This window comes from Streptomyces vilmorinianum (assembly GCF_005517195.1).
Taxonomy (GTDB): domain Bacteria; phylum Actinomycetota; class Actinomycetes; order Streptomycetales; family Streptomycetaceae; genus Streptomyces; species Streptomyces vilmorinianum.
In genome coordinates this window covers 5,692,103-5,714,495 of sequence record NZ_CP040244.1, presented here as the reverse complement: position 1 = coordinate 5,714,495, position 22,393 = coordinate 5,692,103, and the positions used below count along the sequence as shown (strand labels likewise).

Annotated in this window: 20 protein-coding genes and 1 pseudogene; 9 read left to right on the top strand and 12 right to left on the bottom strand. The window is 70.3% G+C overall.

The window, feature by feature from the left end:
• Positions 1–109: 109 nt before the first annotated feature.
• The 4 genes from FDM97_RS26425 to eccE form a co-directional block, all read right to left on the bottom strand.
• Positions 110–3,124, bottom strand: a complete 3,015-nt coding sequence (locus tag FDM97_RS26425; protein ID WP_175439242.1) for an SCO5717 family growth-regulating ATPase — start codon at positions 3,122–3,124, stop codon at positions 110–112.
• Between the two features lie 423 nt (positions 3,125–3,547).
• Positions 3,548–3,781 (bottom strand): DUF397 domain-containing protein, encoded by a 234-nt coding sequence (locus FDM97_RS26420; protein WP_137992984.1) that lies wholly within the window; start codon positions 3,779–3,781, stop codon positions 3,548–3,550.
• Positions 3,782–3,953: 172 nt separating this feature from the next.
• Positions 3,954–4,670, bottom strand: a complete 717-nt coding sequence (locus FDM97_RS26415; RefSeq protein ID WP_137992983.1) for a hypothetical protein — start codon at positions 4,668–4,670, stop codon at positions 3,954–3,956.
• Positions 4,670–6,025, bottom strand: coding sequence for a type VII secretion protein EccE (gene eccE, locus FDM97_RS26410; protein ID WP_175439241.1), 1,356 nt, complete (start codon positions 6,023–6,025; stop codon positions 4,670–4,672). The genes FDM97_RS26415 and eccE overlap by 1 nt, the downstream gene beginning before the upstream one ends.
• Positions 6,026–6,206: 181 nt before the next feature.
• Here eccE and eccB point away from each other — a divergent pair, with 181 nt between their 5' ends.
• The 7 genes from eccB to FDM97_RS26375 all read left to right on the top strand — a co-directional run bounded on the left by eccB (position 6,207) and on the right by FDM97_RS26375 (position 13,447).
• A complete protein-coding gene (gene eccB, locus FDM97_RS26405; protein WP_137992981.1) occupies positions 6,207–7,730 on the top strand; it encodes a type VII secretion protein EccB in 1,524 nt (507 codons plus the stop codon).
• A gap of 14 nt (positions 7,731–7,744) precedes the next feature.
• Positions 7,745–8,998: a type VII secretion-associated serine protease mycosin gene (gene mycP, locus FDM97_RS26400; RefSeq protein ID WP_137992979.1), complete on the top strand. Its 1,254-nt coding sequence runs from the start codon at positions 7,745–7,747 to the stop codon at positions 8,996–8,998.
• Between the two features lie 163 nt (positions 8,999–9,161).
• A complete protein-coding gene (locus tag FDM97_RS26395; protein WP_254705767.1) occupies positions 9,162–9,593 on the top strand; it encodes a hypothetical protein in 432 nt (143 codons plus the stop codon).
• On the top strand, positions 9,593–11,344 hold the full coding sequence (locus FDM97_RS36040; RefSeq protein WP_175439240.1) for a hypothetical protein: 1,752 nt from the start codon (positions 9,593–9,595) through the stop codon (positions 11,342–11,344). The genes FDM97_RS26395 and FDM97_RS36040 overlap by 1 nt, the downstream gene beginning before the upstream one ends.
• 25 nt (positions 11,345–11,369) lie before the next feature.
• Complete coding sequence (locus tag FDM97_RS26385) at positions 11,370–12,623, top strand: S8 family serine peptidase (protein WP_137992975.1); 1,254 nt, start codon at positions 11,370–11,372, stop codon at positions 12,621–12,623.
• Positions 12,624–12,725: 102 nt separating this feature from the next.
• On the top strand, positions 12,726–13,088 hold the full coding sequence (locus tag FDM97_RS26380) for a WXG100 family type VII secretion target (RefSeq protein WP_137992974.1): 363 nt from the start codon (positions 12,726–12,728) through the stop codon (positions 13,086–13,088).
• 59 nt (positions 13,089–13,147) lie between these two features.
• On the top strand, positions 13,148–13,447 hold the full coding sequence (locus FDM97_RS26375; RefSeq protein WP_137992972.1) for a WXG100 family type VII secretion target: 300 nt from the start codon (positions 13,148–13,150) through the stop codon (positions 13,445–13,447).
• A 71-nt stretch (positions 13,448–13,518) separates the two neighbouring features.
• Here the strand turns inward: FDM97_RS26375 and FDM97_RS26370 are convergent, their stop codons facing one another.
• From FDM97_RS26370 to FDM97_RS26355, 4 genes and pseudogenes are all read right to left on the bottom strand, one after another.
• Positions 13,519–15,567, bottom strand: coding sequence for a serine/threonine-protein kinase (locus FDM97_RS26370; RefSeq protein WP_137992971.1), 2,049 nt, complete (start codon positions 15,565–15,567; stop codon positions 13,519–13,521).
• 16 nt (positions 15,568–15,583) lie between these two features.
• Complete coding sequence (locus tag FDM97_RS26365) at positions 15,584–17,803, bottom strand: protein kinase domain-containing protein (RefSeq protein WP_137992970.1); 2,220 nt, start codon at positions 17,801–17,803, stop codon at positions 15,584–15,586.
• A 5-nt stretch (positions 17,804–17,808) separates the two neighbouring features.
• Positions 17,809–18,732: a protein kinase family protein gene (locus FDM97_RS26360; protein WP_137992968.1), complete on the bottom strand. Its 924-nt coding sequence runs from the start codon at positions 18,730–18,732 to the stop codon at positions 17,809–17,811.
• Positions 18,733–19,028: 296 nt separating this feature from the next.
• Positions 19,029–19,265, bottom strand: a pseudogene (locus FDM97_RS26355) (GntR family transcriptional regulator); the annotation flags it as partial.
• A gap of 150 nt (positions 19,266–19,415) precedes the next feature.
• On the opposite strand from FDM97_RS26355, the gene FDM97_RS26350 reads away from it, so the two are divergent.
• Together FDM97_RS26350 and FDM97_RS26345 are read left to right on the top strand one after the other, a co-directional pair.
• On the top strand, positions 19,416–19,805 hold the full coding sequence (locus FDM97_RS26350) for a hypothetical protein (RefSeq protein WP_137992963.1): 390 nt from the start codon (positions 19,416–19,418) through the stop codon (positions 19,803–19,805).
• Positions 19,802–20,029, top strand: coding sequence for a hypothetical protein (locus tag FDM97_RS26345; protein WP_254705766.1), 228 nt, complete (start codon positions 19,802–19,804; stop codon positions 20,027–20,029). Before FDM97_RS26350 ends, FDM97_RS26345 begins: the two co-directional genes overlap by 4 nt.
• 444 nt (positions 20,030–20,473) lie before the next feature.
• Here FDM97_RS26345 and FDM97_RS26340 read toward each other — a convergent pair whose 3' ends face one another.
• The 4 genes from FDM97_RS26340 to FDM97_RS26330 form a co-directional block, all read right to left on the bottom strand.
• The gene (locus FDM97_RS26340) at positions 20,474–20,962 is read right to left on the bottom strand and encodes a hypothetical protein (protein ID WP_137992960.1); all 489 of its coding nucleotides are present in this window, start codon (positions 20,960–20,962) and stop codon (positions 20,474–20,476) included.
• 10 nt (positions 20,963–20,972) lie between these two features.
• The gene (locus tag FDM97_RS26335; protein WP_137992959.1) at positions 20,973–21,374 is read right to left on the bottom strand and encodes a hypothetical protein; all 402 of its coding nucleotides are present in this window, start codon (positions 21,372–21,374) and stop codon (positions 20,973–20,975) included.
• Between the two features lie 70 nt (positions 21,375–21,444).
• Positions 21,445–21,606, bottom strand: coding sequence for a hypothetical protein (locus FDM97_RS36035; RefSeq protein ID WP_175439238.1), 162 nt, complete (start codon positions 21,604–21,606; stop codon positions 21,445–21,447).
• Between the two features lie 280 nt (positions 21,607–21,886).
• Positions 21,887–22,387 carry a hypothetical protein gene (locus tag FDM97_RS26330; RefSeq protein ID WP_137992958.1) on the bottom strand — a complete coding sequence of 167 codons (501 nt, stop codon included), beginning with the start codon at positions 22,385–22,387 and terminating at the stop codon, positions 21,887–21,889.
• Positions 22,388–22,393: the final 6 nt, after the last annotated feature.

The window sequence follows — 22,393 nt, the reverse complement described above, 5'->3', positions numbered from 1 at the left end:
GACAAGCGTCGTCAACGATGTGTCAAACCCCTTGTGGGCTGCGGGAATGCGAGGAGGCCCCACACCGGGGAGCCGGTGTGGGGCCTCATTGGTCTACTCCTGTGACGCCTTACTGCTGAGGGGCTGGCGGTGCCTGCGGAGGCGTCTGCGGGGGCTGCTGCTGCGGCCAGCCCTGGGGAACGCCGGGCTGACCCGGCTGGCCGGGCTGCTGCGGGTAGGGCTGCTGCTGCGCCGGCGGGTACGGCTGTCCGGGCTGACCGTACGGCTGTCCGGGTTGCGGGGCGTACGGCTGACCGGGCTGAGGCGCGTGCGGCTGTCCGGGCTGTGGCGCGTGCGGCTGCGGCTGGGGCGGCTGAGGGGCGTACGGCTGTCCCGGCGCGGGCTGACCGCCGTACTGCTGTCCGGGCATCGGCGGGGCCATGTGCGGCGGCATGGCGCCCTGGTTGTCCCCCGTCCACAGCCCCTGTGCCTGCTGCGCCCGCGCGAAGTCCTCGGCGACCATCGCCGACAGGTTGAAGTACGCCTCGCGCGTCTTCGGCCGCATCATGTCGAGGTCGACCTCGGCGCCCGCCGCGAGATGCTCGTCGAAGGGCACCACGATGACCCCGCGGCAGCGGGTCTGGAAGTGCTGCACGATGTCGTCGACCTTGATCATCTTGCCGGTCTCGCGGACCCCGGAGATGACCGTGATCGAACGCTGCACCAGCTCCGCGTAGCCGTGCGCGGAGAGCCAGTCGAGCGTCGTCGAGGCGCTGGAGGCACCGTCGACCGACGGGGTGGAGATGATGATCAGCTGGTCGGCGAGGTCGAGCACACCGCGCATGGCGCTGTAGAGCAGACCGGTGCCGGAGTCGGTGAGGATGATCGGGTACTGCTTGCCCAGGACGTCGATCGCCCGCCGGTAGTCCTCGTCGTTGAACGTCGTCGAGACGGCCGGGTCCACGTCGTTGGCGATGATCTCCAGACCGGAGGGCGCCTGCGAGGTGAAGCGGCGGATGTCCATGTACGAGTGGAGGTACGGGATCGCCTGCACGAGGTCGCGGATGGTGGCCCCGGTCTCGCGCCGCACCCGGCGGCCGAGCGTGCCCGCGTCCGGGTTGGCGTCGATGGCCAGGATCTTGTCCTGCCGCTCGGTGGCCATGGTCGCGCCCAGGGCGGTGGTCGTCGTGGTCTTGCCGACGCCGCCCTTGAGGGAGATGACCGCGATCCGGTAGCAGGACAGGACCGGCGTGCGGATCAGGTCGAGCTTGCGCTGCCGCTCGGCCTCCTCCTTCTTGCCGCCGATCTTGAAGCGGGCGGAGGGGCCGGGGTTCCGGCTGGACTTGGCCTTCTGCTTGTTGTTGCGCAGCAGACGGTCCGAGGAGAGCTCCACGGCCGCGGTGTAGCCGAGCGGGGCGCCCGGGACGGAACGCTCGCGCTGGTCGTGCGTGACCGGGGTGGGCCAGGCGCCGCCCGTCCGCGGATCGATCGGCGGCTGCTGTCCGGCCTGCGGCGGTACCTGGTGGTGGTCGGGATGCATCTGCCCGGGCACCGGCGGGTTCTGCGCGGCCGGCGGCTGGGCGCCGGGGTGCGGGAAGCCGTAGCCGCCCTGCGGCGCGGGGGCGTTGGCGTCCGGCGCGGGCGCGGGCGCGGGCGCGGGGGCCTGCGGCGCGGGCTGGACGGGCTGGGCGGGGTGCGCGCCGGGGTGCGGGAACCCGTAGCCGCCCTGGGCCTGCGGCGGTACGGGCTGACCGGGCTGCCCCGGCTGTCCCGGGTGCGGGAAGCCGTAGCCGCCCTGCGGCGCGGGGGCGGGTGCCTGCGGTGCCTGGGGTGCCTGGGGCTGGGGGGTGGGCTGGGGGAATCCGTAGCCGCCCTGGGGCGCCTGCGGTGCCTGGGGCTGGATCGCGGGCTGCGGGAAGCCGTACGCGCCCTGGCCCTGCGGGGGCAGGGGAGCGGGCAGCGGCTGGCCCGGGGCGGCCTGCTGCGGTACGGGTGCCTGCTGGGCCGGCCAGGAGGCGGCGGCGGGCAGCGGCGCGGGCGGCGGCACCGGCCGGCCGTCCGTGGGCGCCGGGGCGGGCCACTGCGGCGCGGCCGTGGGCGCGGCCGGCTGGAACGACGGCGGCAGCGGAGGCAGCCCGGCGCCGTCCTGCGGGGCGGCAGGGGCGGCAGGGGCGGCGGGGGAGGGCGGAAGCGCGGCGGGAGGCGCGTCCTGAGGCTCCTCGGCGGGCTTCTCGGTCGCCTCGGCGCCCGGGGCGGGAGCTCCTGAGGTGTCGACGGCCTGCTCCGGTGCGGGTGACTCGGCAGCGTCGCCCGTCTCGGCGGCGTCGGCGATGTCAGCCCGCTCCGGAACGTCGTCCTGAGACGTAGAAGGTTCGCCCGCCTCCCCGGCATCGGGCGCCTCCGTGGCCGCCTGGGCGGCTGCGGGGAGGGCGGGGACGTCACCGGTACCACCGGCTCCCGCGGTCGCCGCGGAGGCGTCCGTGGCCGTGCCCGAAACCTCCGGGGCCGGCTCCGGCGCGGTCTCCGACGGCGTCGGCTGCTCCTGCTCTCCGGGCGTACCCGCCGCCTCGGCCGCCTCGGCCACGTTCGCCTCCGCGCGTTCCACGATCTCCGCCATCTCGCGCTTCAGCGCGGCGGGGGAGAAGCGCATGGTCGCGCCGCTCTCCAGATCACCGCCGCCGAAAGGCCGCGCCGACGCGTCGGCCGCCTCGGCCTCGGCCTCGGCCGGCACGGGCTGGGCCGCGGCCGGCGGCACCTGCTCGGGCGCCGGCCCGGCGACGGGCGGTGCCGGCGGTCCGGGAGGCGTGGGCGCTCCGGGAGGCGTGGGCGCTCCGGGAGGGGCGAGCGCTCCGGGAGGGGCGAGCGCTCCGGGAGGGGCGAGCGGTCCAGGCGGCGCGGGCGCCCAGTTCGGCTCGAAGCCGCTCCCCGCGGGCAATCCCGGCACGGCCACCGGAGCCCCCGTCGGCGGAGGCGGCGTGGGCTGCCCCGCGGCCCCGCCCGACGTGTCACCCGACGCGTTCTGCGTGTACCAGGCAGGCGGGGTGTAGTCGATGGTGAACTCACCCGTCAGCTCCGCGGGCTCCGCGTCGGACTCGTCGACGGGAAGGTTCCAGCCCCCGTGGATGTCGTCGCGATCGCCGTTCACTTTGCCTCCTGGTGTGGTCGAGCACCCTTGTGCCGTCGTGCGTCGGGGCCACCGTTCACTGCCGATCGGCCCGGCTCTCCCCCTGGGACGCGGCCAACACGCCCGAGGGTTCTCCTGCCGCGCCCTGACCCACCCTAATCGCCCGCAACGCCGCTCCGGCAGGCCCGTCGGCTCCCGGCGGCTGTCCCTTGCGTCACGTGCTGCTCTCCGGTGACGCCGGAGCGGCGGAGCGTGAAGAGCCGGGTAGGTCAAACCCGTACAACTACGTACAGCCTCACGCCCGATCAGCCGATCCGGTGATCCGGCGCTCCCTGCCCAACGATCCGGTCTCGGCTTCGGCCGCCCCACCTCATGACGAACCGGCGGACGCGCGCCCCCGCTTCGGGCGCGCGGCCGCCGGTTCGATCCGCATCCGGCGAAGCCTCAGCGCAGATCGAACTCCCCGTCCCGCGCGCCGAGCACGAACGCCCGCCACTCGGCCTCGGTGTAGCGCAACACCGTGTCCGGGTCCAGCGAGGAGCGCATGGCGACGGCACCGCCCGGCAGATGGGCGATCTCGACGCGCTCCTCGTCCGGGCTCGTACCGGGGGCACCGTGCCACTCGACGTCCGAGATGTCGAGGGCGTACAGCTCGTCCTTTTCCTGCGCGCTCCCCATGGGGGTTCCTTTCGCTCGCGGCCGGATGAACGGCCCAAGTGTCTCGTGACGCCGAGCAGTTCGACGTCGCTCTGCGTCACCAAGGGAATACTAGGCAGCTCAGCGCGGTGGCGCAGGCCTCTTGGCCAAGCGGTCCGTCGATCCGCTCAGTCCATCCGCTCAGTCCATCCGCTCAGTCCATCCGGCGGGCCATACCGAGCAGACCCGACTCCGCGTCCGTCGCGCTCGTGATGACCCAGTGCCGCTCGCGTCCGGCGCACCAGAGCGTCACGCCATCCGCCAGTGTCGGCAGCGCCTCGATCTCGTTCTGGGCCAACCCCAGGATCCGCCCTATCTGCTGCGCCTCCTCGGGCGAGACCCGCTGGACGCCGACGAGCGTCGCGGCCCGCATCAGTCGCGGCGCCACCGGGCTGAGATACGGCAGGAGGGTCAGGACCGACTGCCACGGCGACGAGACGACCCGCCCACGCGGCGGCCGCATGCCGCAGTCCCGCATCACGACGACGGGATTGCCGACCGTCGCGCCCAACGGCGGCACACGGCCCACGTCATGGAGCGTGATGCACTCCAGGCCCGCTCCGGCCGCCTGCGCCAGGCCGACCCACTCCCGGGGCCGCCCCGTCTCGACCACGACCCGGGCTCCCGTGCCGGCCGCGCGCAGCGCGAGGACCTGTGCCGTCCACAGGCCGCCGATGAGCAGGACGTCGTACGGGGTCGAGCGGTGGAACCCCACCATCTGCGACCGGCCCTCGGCGTCCTCCCCGATGACCACACCGTCGTCGCCCACCGGCAGGGACAGGGCCCCGAGATGGTCCGCGGGCATGGTGTGTCCCGCGTGCCGCGGGCCGATCAGGCCGCGCAGCCCCTTCGCCGTTCCGCCACGCCCCATTACCGGGCACCCCCCAGAGGCATCGTCGCCAGTACGCCCGGCAGCTGTTCGCGGTCCAGGCGCAGCAGCCCGACCTTCGCGTGGCGCGCCGCCTGCTCCAAAGCCCGCCGCACGCGGACGAGTTCGTTGTCGGAGCCACCCGTGACCCGTACGTGGCCGCCGACGTCCATCGCGCCCTGACGCGTCCCGTGGCGGACGGTGAGGCTGAACGTCGTCGCGTACGCGGGCACGGCGGTGAGCAGCGCGACCAGCTTGGGCAGCGGCGCCGCCCCTCGCCCGAGGTCGGGCCAGCGGCCGACCGCGTACGTGGTGTGCCAGCGGTCGTCGCAGCGCCACACCCGGGACGTCTCGGCCGTACGGCGCTGAGGTGCCGTGTCGGGCCGGCCGGCCCTGGCCGCGGCGCGCGGGCTCGTACAGGCCGCCGTCGCCATGGTGGAGTTGAGCTCCTCCTGGTCCAGCACGACGGCCTGGAAGCCGGCGCCGGAGATCCGGCTGGCCAGATGGTCCGCGATCCGGACGAGGCAGCGCTGAGCGCCTTCGAGTCCGCCGCCGCGGGCCTGCACGGCCTCCCGGCAGAGTTCGGGGTCCAGCTTCACGGCCACCCAGGTCAGGCGCAGCGCGGGCGCCCCGGTCCGTTCCTGCAGAGGGGCGTACGAGAGCCGGGCAACGGACTGCTGGGGGAGGTGGGGCGCGGGAGCCGCGCGTACCTGCTGCACCAGCTGGACCGACTCGGCCACGATGTCGTCGACCTCGAGGGCGTCACCCAGAAGGGACAGCGGGAAGGCGCGGGCGCCGAAGACCGGCCGCAGCGCCGCACCGCTCGCCTCGACGCGCAGCACGGCGGTCAGGAACGTGCCGTCGCCCAGCATGCCGACGGTGCGATGGTTCCGGTCGACGTACGGCGAGGGACGGAAACCGGGCACGCTCTCCGTCACGGGAGCGAGGGAAGGGTCCGAATCGGGCGCGGCGGGAGCGGTGTTGCGCCGGCGGGCACGCAACGACAGCGCGGTCCCGAGCCAGTCCTGCATGGCCTGACCGCGACGGCGTATCACCGCCAGGACGACCAGCACGCCCGCGGCGACGCAGGTGGGGACGAGCCAGAGGCCGCCCATCGCGAACCCGACGGCGACCAGGGCCAGCGCCGACTCCACGAGAACCAGCTGCCGCAGCTGGAAGGGGCCGACCCGGCTGGTCCGCGACAGCGGGCGCAGCGTCGTCGTCGCGGGGACTGCCCGCGCGGCAGGCGCTGTTCGAGGATCGCGCCGTTCGCTGCCGCCATTGCTGCGTTGCCGTCGGGAAGATCCAGCCGCCCGGCCGGTGGTCCGCCCGTTACGCGCACGCGTCGCCGTACCCATCGCCGCGTTGCCCCCTCGTGTCCGTAATAACCAAATTCCCATGGGCGTTGACCGGGCGATCACCCTACCTGAGCGGTGAGACGCAAGTGCCGCCAGGCATAGTAGGGGGCGGCGGGACGACAGGCAGGCCTCGGTGAGTGTGGGAACCTGGTCGCCCAGCGGGGAGAGGGACAGCGAACAGATGGCATCACGACGCGATGAACTGAACGCCTACACCTTCGCGAAGCGGAGGCTGATTGCGCAGTTCGTGCAGCCGAACGCGACGGGCTCGGAGGAAGGTGCCCCACGCCCGCTGCGCGCGGTGGCCCCCGGAGCCATCGTCGGCGTGGTGATCCTGGCGATCTTCGGAGCCTGGGGCATGTTCAAGCCGGTCGCTCCCAAGGACTGGGACAAGCCCGGCGAGAACGTCATCATCGCGAGCAAGTCGACGACGCGTTACGTGGTGCTCAAGACGGGCGACAAGACGCAGCTCCACCCGGTGTTGAACATGTCGTCGGCCAAGCTGCTCCTCAACCCCGACAAGGGCAAGGTCATCAACGTCGACGAGTCGGTGCTCGACAGCGGGAAGATCCCGCACGGCGCCACCCTCGGTATCCCGTACGCCCCCGACCGCCTCCCCAGTGACAAGGAGGCCGGCCGGGCCAAGCGCTGGGCCGTGTGCGAGCGGCCGGGCGAAGGCGGCCGGGCGATCCAGAAGGCGGCGTTCGTCCTCGCCGAGCGCGAGGAGAAGAAGACCGACGGCGCCAACCGGCTCGTCGGCGGTGAACTGCTGTACGTCGAAGGGCCCGACCAGACCCGCTACGTCGTCGACGCCCAGGGCAGGGCGTACCCCGTGGACAAGGACGAACTGCTCCTGCGGCAGCTCGTCGGCCAGGGCCGCGCCGCCCAGCGCGTCTCCGACGCGTGGCTGGCCACCCTCCACAAGGGCGACCGCATCTCGTTCCCGACCGTCCCCGGCCAGGCGGGCGCCGCCGCCGGCGTCAGCGGCCTCCCGGCCGAGGTGAACAAGGTCGGGATGGTGCTGTCCGCGACCGACGGCACCAGGAAGCAGATGTACGTCGTACTCAAGGACACGGTCGCCCCCGTCTCGGACTTCACGGCCAAGCTGCTGCTCAACAGCCGCCAGCTCGTCGACCTCGGCCAGGCGGGCCAGGCGACTTCGGTCAGCGGCGGCGCCTTCCAGCCGGGCCAGGCCTTCGGCCAGGACAAGAAGTGGCCCCAGTCCGTGCCGGTGCCCGTCAACGACGCGAGCACGACCGAAGGCAGCCGCAACACCGTCTGCAACGTCCTGCGCAAGGTGAACGAGGGCAACGGCTCGACGACGCTGAGCACCTGGGCGGGAACGGACTTCCCGGCCACCCTGCCGACCGGCTCCAGCAGTGCCTACGTCACTCCCGGATCGGGCCAGCTGTTCCGGCAGTTCAAGGGATCCACGACCTCCACCGGGTTCCTGTTCCTCGTCACCGACACCGGCCTTCGCTATGCGATGCAGTCGAACGGCGACAGCGCCACCGACGACTCCGGCATCGGCTCCTCCGGCTCGGAGGAGGAGAAGCAGCAGCGCCAGGCGGAGGCGCAGCAGGCCCAGAACCGCCTCGGATACAAGAACGTCGAGCCGCTCCCCATCCCCGCGGAGTGGTCCACGTTCCTGCCCACCGGGCCCCGCCTGTCGACCGGCGCCGCACGCCAGCCGCAGGGTTCATGAGGGCGGGGACGACGATGACGTACCTCCCCCGGCGTCTGCTCGCCGTCGCGGCCACGACGGCGCTCACCGTCATCGGCCTGCCGCTGTCGACCGCGGTGGCGGAGGACGGCTCCCAGTGCACCTTCCCCGGGAAGATGTACGAGGGCCGCCCCTGGTCGCTCCAGCGCGTCCTGATGGACGAACTGTGGACGCAGTCCACCGGCAAGGGCGTGCGGGTCGCCGTCATCGACACGGGCGTCGATGTCAGGAACCCGCAGCTGACGAAGGCCGTGGACGTCAAGAGCGGCGTGAACCTCATCCCGAAGGACATCAAGGACGAGAACGGCAACAAGATCGAGCGCGGCAAGGAGGACGGCACCACGGACACGGTGGGCCACGGCACCAAGGTGGCCGGCATCATCGCCGCTCGCCCGGCCAAGGGCACGGGGTTCGTCGGACTTGCGCCGGACGCCACGATCATCCCCGTCCAGCAGAACGACGCCGAAGGCCACGGCACGGCCGCGACGCTCGCGTCGGCGATCAGGCACGCGATCGCCAAGAAGGCCGACGTGATCAACATCTCCCAGGACACGGCCAACGCCGTGGAGCCCACGCTCGCCCTGAAGGAGGCCGTCGACGACGCTCTGGCGCGCGAGATCGTGGTCGTCGCCTCGGCGGGCAACGACGGCCTCGGCGGCAACGTCAAGCGCACGTACCCCGCCTCGTACCCGGGCGTCCTCGCCGTCGCCTCGTCCGACCGCAACAACGAACGCGCGCAGTTCTCCCAGTCCGGCGACTTCGTGGGCGTGGCCGCCCCCGGCGTCGACATGATCTCGACGGTGCCGGGAGGCGGCCACTGCGCCGACAACGGCACCAGCTTCTCCGCCCCCTACGTCGCCGGCCTGGCAGCCCTGATCAAGGCCAAGCACAAGGACTGGACGCAGGAACAGATCGTCGCCCAGATCCAGCAGACCGCCGAACGCTCGATCGCGGGCCACGACCGCCTCGTCGGCTGGGGCGTGGTCGACCCGATCCGGGCGCTGACGGAGGACGACAAGCCGATCGAGAAGCCGGTCGCCCACGAGGGAGTGACCCGCGCCGAGGCCCCGACCCCGGCCGCTCTCCACCTGGGCGAGACCCCGGACCAGCGCGCTGCCCGCCTGGCGACCTATGTGGTGGTGGGCGGAGGAGTCCTGGTGGCGGCGATCGCCGGCGGAGCGGTGGCGCTCCGGGACCACCGGCGCAGAAGCAATTGCAGCCGCACACCGCCTCGGGGTACCGAACTGTAGAAGTCTCGTGACGGAGAAGACACTTGGGGCTGTCAGCCCCAGTGCTTACAGTGGTATCCGATGCAATCGGTGGACGGCGAGTCGCCACGATCGCAATGTAGGACAGCAGTAGCAAACGGGGAGGAATGGCTCGTGCTTGAGGTAGTGGGTGACGGGGGCGGCAGTGAGTAACCTCGAGCGCGGAGTCGGCGCGCTGAAGAAATTCCGGAGCCAGGTCGACGCCGTACTGACGGACCTGGAGGGCGGCGCAGGTGGCGCCGCCAAGATGGGCATGGAACGGGTGACGCGCGCGTCGTTCGGCGGCAACTTCCAAGAGGCCGATGGCTTCTACGAGCAGTACAACCGCGTCCACCAGGCACTCGTCCTGCTGTCGAAGAACCTCAGCGACCAGATCGAAATGCTGACTATCGGCGTCCACGCGGCCGACGTCGGCTACGACAACGTGGAAGACGAGCAGCGCCGCCGCTTCCACGAGATCCAGGCGCGCCTGGACAAGGAGCGGGAAGAGGCGGAAGAGCGCAAGGAGCTGGCGAAGAGCAACGATCCCGCCCAGCCCCCGAAGCCTGGGAATGATGCCAAGAGCGGGGTGTTCTGATGAGTGAAGAGAACAAGCCGACGTCTGAGAAGCCGAACCTGACCCCGGAGCAGGAACAGCAGGCGGACGATGCCCAGATCCAGGGGAAGTACGCCTTCGTCGACATGACGGAGCGCGTGTCGGACCTCGTCGACATCTTCGGCCCGGGGGCGGGCTACATCGCCCTGGGGAAGACTGCCTTCGACGGCATGGAGCTCAACCAACTGCTCGACTTCGTGCAGCGCGCCAACCCTGCCGATCTGGAGAACGCCGGAGAGGCGCTGGAGAACGCGACGACCGCCATCAACAAGGCGGCCAAAGAGCTGAACGACTTCGTCAGGAAGACTGAATGGGAGGGCGAGGGAGCCACCGCCTTCCAGGAGTACGGCCAGGGGGTCGTCGGTTACGCCTGGGACATCGCGCGAGTCGCCAACGCTTTCGGCGCCCAGATGAAGGTCGCCAGCACGGGCCTCACCTCGGTGCGCAACGCGATGCCGCCGCGCGATGATCGTGCCTTTGCTGACCAGAAGAGGCCGGACAAGCTCACGGCCGAAGGAGTCAGGCAGGACAACCCGGAGTACCAGAAGGCACTGCAGGTCGAAAAGGACCGGCAGGAGGCCATCAACCAGATGAACCGCCTGGGGTCGTACTACACGGTGTCGCAGTCGACCCTGGCAAGCCAGGAGATGCCGCCGCCGCCGAAGTCGTACAAGGCGCCGGTGCCGAGGCCGAGGGGGCAGGACGATCTCTACGCGAACTCCAACTCCGCCACGTCTCGTGATGACCTGTCCCAGTCTTCTCCGCGTCGTGTCATCGAGGGCGAGACGGGCACGAGCGAGACCTCGTCCCGAACCCGAACCGAATCTCCTGGCAGGGCCGAACCGATCCAGGACCCGGGCACGTCGATTCAGATCGACAGCGTGAAGACGCCTACGGCGCCCCCGACCACGCCCACCGCCACGCCGCCGACCACGGTCACCGGCACCCCCCCGATCACCAACACCGGCCCCGTTCCTCCGATGATCGGGCTCGGCACCCCGCCTCGGACAGGCGGGCCGCGTGTCACGGGCACGACCGGTGTTCCCCGGCCGACGACTGCCGGGCCCAACGCCGTGGGACGCGCCGGCCAGACCAGCGGCTCTCCCGTGACAGGGCGGGCCGGCGGAACGACGGGCAGGGCGACGGGTGCCCCAGGTGGTACGTCTTCGACCCCGGCCGGGCGTGCCGGGACGACTGGGGGCCGCCAGGGACCCATGGGCACCCCTGCCAACACGGCAGGGCGTTCCGGGGTCGGCGGGGCTCGTGGCCAGTCGCCTGTCGTCGGTCGTCCCGGTGGCACGGGTCAGCCTGTGGGCGGACGATCCGGTGGCCCGAACGGTCCTCGTGGTGGTCGGGCGGACGGAATCGTCGGTGGTACGCAGCGCTCCGCCGGTGGGAATGCCGGATCGCGCATCCCCAAGGGCACGGTCATCGGCGGAGAGGGACCGGCCGCGGGCCGTTCCACCGCCGCGCGGCCCAGCCAGTCGGGTGTGGTGGGCGCCAACTCCGGAGACAAGGGGGCTCGCCCCGTCGGCCGTGGCACCCCCAGCACGAACGGAGTCGTCGGAACGCCTCGTGCTGCAGGCGCACCTTTCGCAGGTGGTCGTGGCAACCAGCGTCCGTCAGGTGACGATCGGGACCGCGAGGGCTCGACGCGCCCGGACTACCTGACGGAAGACGAAGAGACATGGGCGAACCGTCGGCGCGGTGCTGTTCCGCCGGTGATCGACTAACCACTGGGAAGGTTCGGAAGTCAGGATGACGGCAGGAATGATTGAGGCGCGCAGGCTTCGACGAGGGCTGCTCAGCATGGTTGCTGCGACGGCGGTGCTGACGGTCGGCTTCGTCGGCGCTGCCCCTGCGGCGGCTGCTGCCGATGTCCAGTCGAAGCAGTGGTACCTGGATGCCATGGATGCCGAGGAGATCTGGAAGACCTCGACAGGCGAAGGCATCAAGGTTGCCGTCATCGATACCGGAGTCAACCCCTCCACTCCTTCCCTCAAGGGGCAAGTGCTGAAGGGGATGGACGTCTCAGAGGCTAAGGGCGACGAAACCGACGACTACAGGGGCCACGGGACGACGATGGCTGAGCTCATCGCCGGCACGGGAGCAGGCGGGGGCCTCAAAGGGCTGGCGCCGGGAGCAAAGATCATTCCTTATCGGGTCAGCGACACGGAGTTGCAGAACAATCAGAAGGTAAACGCCTTCGACGAGGAAGAGGCGATCAGAGCCGCTGCGGACAGTGATGCCAAGATCATCAACATGTCGTTCGGCAACGAGTACTACACGACGGCCGTTCGAGAGGCCGTCAAATACGCTCAGTCGAAGGGCAAGCTGTTCTTCGCAGCAACAGGCAACGATGCCAAGAAGGGGAACAAGGAGCACTATCCGGCCGCCTACCCCGAGGCGATCGCAGTCGCAGCAACCGATCGGGAAGGCCAAGTGGCCGACTACTCCCAGCACGGCGACTTTGTAGACCTTGCCGCACCGGCTAACGGCATTCCAAGGTGGTGCGACGAGAGCTTCACCCGCTACTGCGACGGAGACGGCGGAACCAGCGCTGCGACCGCCATCGCCTCCGCCTCCGCCGCCCTCATCTGGTCCGCCCACCCCGACTGGACCGGCAACCAGGTGCTCCGCGTCATGCTTGAGTCCGCCGGCCGCGGCGAGGACTGGAAGCCGGGCACCGTGAGCCGCTACCTCGGCTACGGCATCGTCCGTCCCGGCGCCCACATCAACCGCGGCATCGGCAAGCCGGGTGACCCGGGCATCAACCCCCTGACCAACAAGAAGGTCGGCGACACGTCGGATTCGTCCCACTGGACTGCCCCTTCTGCATCAGCTTCGGCACAAGCCCCCGAGAGCAAGCCGACATCCGACGCCGTTGTGGCAGGCTCCAGCAAGAGCACTGAAAACAAGAGCCAGTTGGGGCTCATCATCGGCGGCGCCGCAGCCGTGGTCGTCGTCGCAGGGGTGGCCTTCGTGATCGCACGACGGCGGCGCACCGCCTGATGCCTGCCCGGCGGTAGCGGAGCCGACCCGCACAGACCAACCTGCGTGCGCCTGAACCGGCGGACGCAGCCTCAATGAGAACCCAGAAAGGGAGAGCGACACATGTCAGTCTTGAAGGTTGGCGATCAGAGCCTCAAGGATTTCCAGGACGAACTCACCGTCAAGTTCGAGGACGTCAAGGGACAGCTGAAGTCCCTCCAGGGTGTCATCGACAGCCTCGAGGGCCGCTGGAAGGGCATCGGCGCCGGCGCCTTCGACGTCAAGCAGACGGAGATCAACCAGGGCATGGTGCGCATCGCCAAGCTGATGCTCAACTTCCAGGAAGCCATCCAGGTCACCCGTACGACCTCCGGCAACACCGACGACGAGGTCGAGGCGGCCCTGAAGGGCGTCGACGTGACCGCGGGCTTCTCGGGCGACGCCGGTGCCGAGGCGAAGGCCAAGTCGAACATCGCCGGTCTCTGACGTTCGCGTCGGACACCGCACCAGTCAACCTGTACACACCATCGGCACCCGGAGGGACCATGTCGACCAAGAACGACGGCGTCATGCTCGTCACGTACGCCTCGCTCGATGACGCGGCGAACACGATCGAGGCGCAGGCGAAGCGCCTGGACGACGCTCTGGAGGCAATCCAGACGAAGATCCGCTCGGTCTCCAACACCTGGGAAGGTGAGGCGAAGACCGCCGCGGACGGCGCGCACCTCAAGTGGGACAAGGAGACCCGCGCCATCCACACGGCGCTGCAGGGCATCGCCAAGGCGGTCCGCCAGGCCGCCCCGGCCTACCAGGCCGGCGACAAGAGGGCCTCGGGCTTCTTCTAAGCCACGGCCGAACAGCACACAGGGTGGGCGCGCACGGGAGGCGCCCACCCTGTTCTTTCACGCGCGTTCCCTCAAGGTCTGACCGGTAGGGCGGAGATCGAGCCGGCGTGCTCGACGAAGACGCGATTGCCGTCTCCGGCATACGCGTACCCGCCGATACCCTCGTTCGAGTAATCGAAGATCTGCTTACCGGAGCGGGTGTCGACGGCGATCAGATACCCGTCGTCACTCGTTGCGAACCACACCGTGCCTCCTTGGACGACAGGCGGCAGCCTGATGCCGTACCTGGTTGCTCCGTAGAGATACCACTCTTCCTTGCCGTCGCTCGCCCGGAGGCGGCGGAAGTCGTGGTCGACGCCGTACACCTCGTTACCGCGGACGGCTGGAGGTCCCCATACCCCGGACTCGGCAGGAACGCTCCACAACTCCTTTCCGTCGGCGAGCGACCGGCATGTGAGCGTGCGGCCGCCGAGGTACACCTTGTCGCCGACCACGGCGGGCATGACCGCCGACGTCCCCTGGTCGTCGAGACCCCAGACGGCCTTGCCTGTGGCCGTGTCCAGAGCGACCACATTGCCGTCGGACGGGAACAGGACCAGCCGGCCATTCTTCACGGCCGCCGCCGGAGGCTTCGCGCTCGACGTCCGCACAGGCGTGAGCAACGACCAGAGCACCTTGCCGGTCGTGACGCCGACTGCCTGCAACTGCCGCTCCTGGGTCATCACGTACACGGCGCGGTCGTCCGAGGCCAGGAGCCTGTCGGCAGAGACGGGGACCGACCACACCTGTTCGCCTGTCGAGGCGATGAACGCGTACAGGGATCCCGTGACATCCGCTGCAAGGACGAGCCGATCGGCCGCGGTGAGCCAGCCGGCGGACGCCATCACATCCGAGGCCGTCCACTTCCGCTTTCCGTCAGTCACCCGGTAGGCGGCCAGTCCGCCGTCGGCCGAGCCGACCACCACGACGTCCCGGACCGGGAGGGGAGGCAGCGTCGTGGAGTCCGTTCCTGTCATGGGCCCCCACAGAGGGGTCAGTTGTTCATCTGGCTTGAGCGTGGCGGCCACCGGCCGCTCCGCGGCCGCCGGGATGACCACCGGAACGTTCGCGGGCTCGCGGCCGTCCGGGAGCCACCAGGCCGCCCCCACGCCGCCGAGGCCGAGTGCGGCGCCTCCCCCCGTGAGCGCCATGAGAAGTCGCCGACGGGACGGCTTGGCCTCTCCGGCTGAACGGAAGGCCGCGGTCATGACTGCGGCCGCCTTCTCACGCCGGCGGATGTCCGCGGCCAAGTCACCTTGGCGCCACAGTTTGTTCGCTCCCCGCGGCGGCGTGAAGGCCTCCGCGATCTGGGAGGGGAGGGGGCGATGGGCCGGGTCCTTGGCCAGGCAGGGGAGCAGCAGGACCCGGATCCCGTCGGGGACGTGTCGCAGGTCCGGATCGCCGTGCACGACCTGGTATTGCACGCCTGCCACATGCGGGCCGTCGTAGGCACGGACCCCGCTCGCCGCGTATGCGAGCAGGGCGCCGAGCGAGAAGACGTCGGCCGCCGGGCCGACGCGCTGCCCGAGCACCTGCTCCGGTGCACCGTACCCCGGGGTGACCGGGATCTGGCCGGTCGTGGTCAGGGTCAGCCCGTGCTCGGGACGGGCGATGCCGAAGTCGATGACGCGCGGACCGGCCGAGGTCAGAACGATGTTGGACGGCTTGAGGTCGCGATGGACGAGACCGGCCGCGTGAATGTCCCCGAGCGTGCGGGCGAGAGCCGCCGCGAGGGTGCGTAGTCCGGCCTCGTCCAGCGGTCCGTACGCGGCGATCGCCTCTTCGAGTGTCGGGCCCGCCAGGAACTCCGCGGCGATCCAGGGACGGCCGCCCTCCAACTGCGCGCCGAGGACCCGCGCCACGCCGTGGCTGGTCACGGCCTGCGCGGTGACGGCCTCCCGTACGAAGCGCTGGGCCAGATGCGCGTCGTGGGAGAGCTCGGGGTGCAGGACCTTGACCGCTGCGGTGCGGCCCGCGCTGTCGCGCCCGAAGTAGACCTTTCCCATACCGCCCTCACCCAGGGTGCCGAGAAGCCTGTACGGGCCGAGGCGCAGCGGATCGCCGGTACTGAGGGGGATCATTGCGAGTTTGCCACTTTCATTCGAAAGGCAGGGCGATTACGGAGTGGACATCGACGCAGATGAGCCGCTTGGCTTCCTCATTCGCAGCGAAGACCTTGGAAGAAGTCGGGTACGTCCAAGCAGACTTGTGGGTTCGCATGTCGACGGCGCTGATGCCGTTGTCGACCCTGACGTAGATGAATTTCCTGCCGATGACGGGAGCTGGGTCGAGGACAGGTGCCACGTCCTGCGTCAGGTCCTCGGTTTCCTCCCAGAGGAGACTTCCTGTCGAAGCGTCCAGAGCTACGATGCCCCGGTTGCCCTCGGCCGCGTACACGACACCGTCCCTGACGGCCGGCGTTCCATAGCGGCGAGCCTTTTGTGGAAGGCCACCGTAGTTCCGGTTGTCGCCGAACTTCCAGGCGACCTCACCATCGGAGAGCCGCAGCGCCCAGACATGGCCACTGGCGAGGTAGACGTGCTGCTCGTCCAGGGCGAGTGTGCCTGAAATGACGTTCGAATCGTCATTGTCCTGGCGGGGGATGTCCCAAGTCCAGAGGCGCTCGCCCGTGCGGATGTCGACGGCCGTGACGGAGAAATGCGGGCCGAAGTCGTCATCTCTCTCGCTGGAGCTGTGCCTCCGGCAGAAGATGAGACGGTTTCCGGTGGCCTTCAGGCTGATGGCCTCCGACGGAACGCCCGGATGGAACTGGGACATGGTCTGCTGCCAACGCTTTTCTCCGGTACGGATGTCCACGGCAAGCACGTGCCAGTCATCTGCCTGCTCGTCAGATTTGTCGTGGCCGGGCACAACCTTCCGCGCCGCGATGAAGAGCAAGCCCGCTGCCGCGAGGAGCACTTCCGCGTTCTGGCGCAAGCCCGCGAACCCGGGGATCCGGGCTATGCGGCGCTGCGCCCCTCCTGCGCCAGGGGTGAAGGCGTGGACGGAGAGCGCATCTGTCCCCCCTTGCTCCGGAAGGTATCCGTAGGTCACCCTGCCGTCGGTCGTCATAGAGCCCGGACCCGGAAACACTCGGAACGACCAGCGGTGTTCGCCGCTCTTCGCGTCCAGGCCAACGACCTGGCCGGACCGCCAAGTGGCCACTGTATCGCCCATGGTCATCAGGAACGGCTCTGTCCCCACGTCGCCGGCGTCGGCGTGCCAAAGACGTTGGGGTGCGTTGTCGGCGGGGAGCGAAGACATGGCCTCGCCCGTAGCCTTCCTCCTGGACCACACCCACGCCCCCGCCCCCGCCGCGCCGACCCCCACGAGCGAACCGCCGGCCACCGACAGCAGCTTGCGCCGGGACATGCCCGGGTGGGCCGCGGGCAGGGCTGCGTACGGGTCCTCGGACCGGGGCGGCAGCCGGTACGGCTGGTACTGCCAGACCTCCGTCGCGCGGCGCGCGATGTCCGTGAGCAGCGGCATCGGCAGGTGGTCGGCGAACTCGCCTCTGCCGTCGTGTAGTTCGGCTGCGAGTTGCGGAGTGGTGAGCCGTTGGGCCGGGTCCTTTGCCAGGCAGCGGCTCAGGATCGCCGCCAGCCCTGCCGGGACGCCCGACAGGTCCGGGTCGGCGTAGCGGACGCGGTAGAGGAGGTCCGCCGCCTGGCCCGCGCCGAAGGGGCCGTGGCCGGTGGCGGCGAAGACGAGGACCCCGGCGAGGGCGAACACGTCGCCCGCGGGCGTGTGTTCCTGGCCGGTGGCCTGCTCCGGGGACATGAAGGCGGGGGTGCCCGCGGCGGTGCCGGTGCGGGTGAGGCGGTCGTCGCCGGCGGCGCGGGCGATGCCGAAGTCGATGACCTTGGGGCCGTGGGCCGTGATCATGACGTTGGAGGGCTTCAGGTCGCGATGGACCACGTCGGAGGCGTGGAGCTGGGCGAGAGCGCCGGCGAGGGCCGCGCCCAGGGCCCGGACCGACGCCTCGGGCAGCGGACCGCAGAGGGCGACGGCGTCGTCCAGGGGTGGGCCGAGGACGTATTCCGTGGCGAGCCATGGGGTTTCGGCGCCGGGGTCGGCGGCGACGACGGTGGCGCCGTGGTGGCCGCCGATGATGCGGGCCGCGTCGGTCTCCAGGTGGAAGCGGGTACGGGCGGCGGGGTCGGCGGCGATGCGGGCGTGCATCGTCTTGAGGGCGAGGGTGCACCCGCCGGCCGTGCGGGCGAGGTAGACGGTGCCCATGCCGCCGTGGCCGAGGCGGGCGAGCAGCCGGTGGCCGCCGATCTCGACCGGGTCGTCGTGGGTCAGGGGCGCAAGCATCGTCGTCAGGTCCTGGTGGCGGTCGGTGGGACACGGAGCTCGGCCGCGAGCAACTGGGCCGACTGGCGGGCGAGTGCTGCGACCACACGCCCGGGCAGCCAGCCGGGGGACAGCAGCGACGCCGACGAGTCCAGAACCGTCGCCGACGGCGCGGACGAGGCCGACGGGAGGGCGAGCAGCAACTCGGCGGCCGTCGGCCGGGCCGCCGCGTCGCGGGACAGGCAGCGGAAGATCAAAGGGCGCAGGGACTCGGGGAGTTCGGAACGGTCCGGGACCGTGTGCCCGGTGGCGGCGTACGCGAGCACCGCGCCGAGCCCGTGGATGTCGCCCGCGGGGCGCGGGCGCCCGCCGGCCGCCGCCTCGGGGGCCAAGCTGCCCGGCTCCTGCCCGGGACGACCGCTGCGCTGCTCGCCGTCGGGCGCGGCCGCGCGCACGGAGCCGTAGCAGGTCAGCCGCGGCCCGTCCCAGGCGAGCAACACCGCGGCGGGGGAAAGGCCCGCGTGGGTGACGCCCGCGGCGTGCGCGCCGGCGAGGGTCTCGGCGAGGGCCGTCCCGATGGCCCGTACGGTGCGCTCCGGCAACGGGCCGCCGTGCACGGCGAGCGCGACGGGCAGGGGCAGCACCGGCAGGTAGGGCGTGGCGTACCAGGGGGCCGACGGCTCCGGCGAGACCTCCGCCACCGGCAGCACCCAGCGCCCGGCGAGTGCGCCCGCCTCCTGCGCCTCGATGAGGAAGCGGCCGGGGTCGATGCCGTTGAGCGGCGTGCTGACCAGGACCGTACGCTCGCCGTCCATGCTGCGCGCGACGAACCGGTGCTCGGGCACGGGCGGGAAGCCGGGACCGGACGCGTCGAGCCGGGTGATCAGCTGGTACGGGCCGACACGGCGTCGGCCGTCGCCGGCCTGCTGCTCCGTACGCCCCGGTTCCATCCGCGAATCCCCCTGTGAAAGTGAACAACCACCGGAGCCTATCGAGAGTCTGCGATGCGACACGGAGCGGGCCGCACGCTCGCTGTGAGGCTCACAGGCAGGTACGCAGCCGCGAACTCATCCCCATGATCCCGAATCCGCGGAGGCCGCCATGTGATCGGTCTCGGGGGGTACACGCAAGGGTGCCCACCCCTGCTGTGTCAGCTCGGGAGGGGGACGGATGCGGACACCCCTGCCCCTCCGAAGTCGGACGCGCGGAGGGTGTCAGCCGGCGGACTTGTCGCCCTCGGCTTCGCCGAGGGCGACAGTACGTCGACCACGAACGCCCCCAACCCGACTTCGCCCCGCGTCCATCCCTGTTCGCGTACGTGCCTCATGGCTTTCGCCGCCGTTGCGTTCACCACGCCGAACTCTTGGGCGATCTCCAGAGCGGACGGCACGCGACTCCCCGGTGGGTAGGTGCCGTCTGCAATGCGCCGGATGATCTCCGCCGCGATCTGTCTCCACAACGGGCGGGTGCGATCAAGGTTCATGAGGTCAGCGTGGATGGCCACGGATTGCCGCGCATCCGTAGATAACCGTGGATAACTGCGACTGCAGTGTCGGCTGACAGGCAAACGCCCCCGGGGCGGCCGGGCAAGGGCCGATCCCCCAGGGGCTGACCGAAGATTGGAGCTTCGGCTATGCGAAACCTTATCGCCGCGCTGCTTGCGTGGCTGCTGGGCGTGCTGGCACCCGCTTCTGGGTGGCGCCGGGCCAGCACTCTGCCCGCAACCCCGGCTTCGGTCCGGCGGACGGAAGGGGCCCGCCCGACCGGCGTCCCGGCTCAACAGGGGCTGTGTGAGCGGTTCGGCTCGTCTCGGCAACGAAGCGCGCGGCCCAGGTCCCCGTACGGGCTCGTAGAAACGCTCGAAGGAGAGGACACGGCCTTCATCCGCCCCTACCTGGTCGAGTGCGAGCGGCAGGAGGAGCGTGCCCGCCAGCGGCAGCGGTGCTTCGCCCTCGTGATGGCGGCGGACTTCGGCATCGACCTGGACACCAGGGACGTGCACGCTGCGGGGGTGGCCTGGTGAGCGAGTCGGCCCTCAACCCGTCGACGCGGAAGCCCGTCCGCATGTGCGTGCGCTGCAACCACATCACGGACGCGCCCGTGCTCGTCTCCGAGGTGCACCAGAACTCCGGCCCCGGATTCAACGTGTACGCGTGCCCGGAGTGCGCACCGCACTCCCCGCAGCTGCCCGATGCGCTCGACCTCCTCCAGGGCGGGCGCCGCCGGCACGGGGACGGTGCCGAGTGATAGGGCGACGCGTGGTGACTGTGCCTGCGTTCGGTCATGCCCCCGCCCGCCCGCGCGGGCTCACACGCCCCTGAGCTCGGCAAAGAGCTGCAGGCGACCCGCAGACCGCCCGCATCGCCGCCTCGGTGAAAGCGCGTACCGCTCCTGGTTGCCCCGCGTCCACGGTCATGCGACTCGTCCTGTGGCACTAGCGTGCCCACCACCGGGACCCCGACGCCGAAACCCTCTGCACTGAACGCCGTCACCGCTCTCTGTGGCTCCCTGTATTGCCGAAGCGCAACCGCCCCACCGGGGATCGAAATCCTGGGTGACACTGGCCCGATAACGGCTCAGTGGTGAGCCCCCGCACTGACACAGCCTGTAGAGGCGTCGGGGCCGTCGGGCCACGAAACTGGCTGTGGGGCACCGAGCGGGGCAACGGTACCCTGCGGCTACTCGGAGACTTCAGCAGGTTCCCTGCGCCACCCGCACGGTCAGACGGACGGTGACTTTCTCCCACACGGCGCTCGGCGGCTCGGGAGGGGAGATGGTCATGCAGTAGGTCTCGGAGGTGTCGTCCGTGCTGATCTCGAAGCTGTCCTCCGTCGGCTTGCTCGCCTCACCGCTCCCGGCCCCGTCGTCGGTGCGGCGCTTGACGTCGACGAGGCCGTACTCGGGGCCCTCGCCCGTCGCCAGGATTGCATCTTTCACAAGGTCGTCGTACGCGATGAATCCGTTCACCTTCTGCGGCTTGGCCTCCAGATCGCGGGCCGCCTGGTGAACGGCATCGCGCAGTTCGGTCTCGCTCCACCGGAGGTCTTCGTATTCGTGGAAGAAGTAGCCGATCACGCCGACGGCAGTCGCGATCATCAGCGCCCGCGCCACGGGACTTCTCGTGTTGTAGACCCAGCGGCCCTGCTGCACGAACACTGGTTCCCGGTCTGCTCCCCACATGATGTCTCCCTCACCTTCGTGGGGCCGCGCCTGGGCGAACGACGCCCGGGCGCGGCAATAGTGGGTTCTTTTCAGTATCATGCCGTGCAGCCGAGAACCTTCTTCGCTTTGGGACGAAGTCCAGGGTGAAGGCCTCGATGTCCTTGCAGCGCTTGTCGACGTCGCCGTCGACGTGCGCACTGAGGCGGACCACCGTGACGAGGTAGTGCGCCTTGGGACCGGCGCAGTTCGTACTGACCATGGCGGTACGGTCGCCCAGTGCGCCCAGGCCACTGAACGGTAGGTCCTCCATCTTCGCCCGATGGGTGAAACGGAAGCTCTCCGAGTCGGCCATCGGGTCGTAGATCTTGTCGACGTTGTCGACCTGGAAGTCGACCACCAGCCAGTCATCGACCGAGATCGAGCAACTCAAGTAGTTCTTTCCGTTCGACTTGGTCAGCGGGTCGCCGATGACGGAGTTGATGCCATGGTTCTGTACGGAGTCACTCCGTGCGGTTCAACTCCCTCTTGTTATCGCCTGTGAAGCTCTTCGTGAACCGCTCGATGTCATTGCGTCGCTGGGCCACGTCCTTGGTGAAGCTCTCGTTGTCGCTTACTTCGAGCACAATGTTCTTGTTCGGTGTGGCGCACTTGGCGGTGATCATCACGCGCTTGTCGCCAAAGGGCTCCCTTCTGGCCGGCGGGGAGGCCCCGATCGTGCGGCCCGCCCTGTCCAGGCTGTCCTCTGGGTGCGCCTCGGTCAGGGCGCGGCCCGCCGGTACTTGTCCACGGTGGTAGCCCCCAGAGCCTGGACGTTGCTGGGGGCACAGTGCCACGGCGGGTTTCGCCGATGCGCAGGTTCCCGCCGCCGGCGGCGGTCTGCGCAGACGAGCACATGGGAGCGGGGCGGTCCCCGTCGCGTTGACAACGACCGCCACGCTGACATCAGCCCGTGCAGTCCGCCGCCTTCTGCGCGGCGGGGAAGTACGAGGTCATGAACCGGACCAGGGCCGCCTTACGCTCGGCGGCATCGTCCTTCTTGGGGTAGAAGCGCTCGGCGCGTGCCACGAAGACGCCCTTCTTGCCCTTGACGGCACACTTCCGCGCGGCGCCGACGATCGTGTCGGTGGCCCGCGCCTCGTCTCCGATGCTCACGGCGGCGCCCTGCGGCATCTGCCAGTCCCACGTCGCGCGGTAGTTCTCGGTCGGGGATGCCAGGTGACCCTCGAGCGTGAGAATGCGCTCGCCGTCCACGGACACGTCACAGCGACGCGTCTGTGCGTCCGAGTTCGCTCGGCTCGTGGTCAGCTTCTCCCCAGGAAGGAGCACCGGTCCGAGTACGGAGGGGTCGATGGGGACGCCGCACAGCTCGCTCGGCGTCGCGTACTCCTCTTTCGCCTCGGTGCACCCGGCCACTGCCAGAGCCGCGACCACGAAGAGCGCCACGAGCGC